Origin of the sequence: Pseudescherichia vulneris (assembly GCF_902164725.1) — a bacterium.
GTDB classification, from domain to species: domain Bacteria; phylum Pseudomonadota; class Gammaproteobacteria; order Enterobacterales; family Enterobacteriaceae; genus Pseudescherichia; species Pseudescherichia vulneris.
In genome coordinates this window covers 1,952,070-1,952,684 of the sequence record NZ_LR607338.1, presented here as the reverse complement: position 1 = coordinate 1,952,684, position 615 = coordinate 1,952,070, and the positions used below count along the sequence as shown (strand labels likewise).

The window sequence follows — 615 nt, the reverse complement described above, 5'->3', positions numbered from 1 at the left end:
AGGATAAACAAAGGAAAGGAATTTGAGGAGCAGAAATGGGTGGGGGCCCTGCCAGCTACATCCCGGCACACACGTCATCTGCTCTGGCTGCTTCCTTCCGGATCTGACCTGGTAAACAGAGTAGCGTTGCGGGAGAACCAACAGGGCCCCCATTGAGAGCGTTGTTAACCAACGCGCGGACGCATTATCACTGTACGGCCCGGTAATTGCAAGCCGCGGCCTGCTGGATGCTGGTTTATTGCGCAACCGCCTCTTCACAGGCTCGCACGCGCTGATTATGCTGGTGAGAGACTCTTCAGGAAACCGTTATGGCAGACAACGACTCTTTTCCCCAGCGGGTATGGCAAATCGTTGCCGCGATACCGGCCGGCTCGGTGACCACCTACGGCGATGTGGCACGGCTGGCGGGTTCACCCCGTGCGGCGCGGCAGGTGGGCGGCGTACTCAGACGCCTGCCGGAGGGCAGCACGCTGCCGTGGCATCGGGTGGTCAATCGTCAGGGGCAGATCTCGCTCACCGGGCCGGATCTGCAGCGTCAGCGCCAGGCCCTGCTTGCCGACGGCGTGCAGGTGACAGGCAGTGGACAGATTGATTTAACGCGTTATCGCTGGATTT

The 615-nt window shown here is 60.7% G+C and carries 1 protein-coding gene and 1 other RNA gene; one reads left to right on the top strand and one right to left on the bottom strand.

What is annotated here, in order from left to right; all coding sequences use genetic code 11:
• Nucleotides 1–46: 46 nt before the first annotated feature.
• Nucleotides 47–143, bottom strand: an RNA gene (ffs, locus tag FN633_RS08340) — signal recognition particle sRNA small type.
• Nucleotides 144–308: 165 nt separating this feature from the next.
• Between ffs and FN633_RS08335 the strand changes: the two genes are divergently transcribed.
• On the top strand, nucleotides 309–615 hold a 307-nt coding region (locus FN633_RS08335), incomplete at its 3' end, for an MGMT family protein (RefSeq protein ID WP_154058862.1).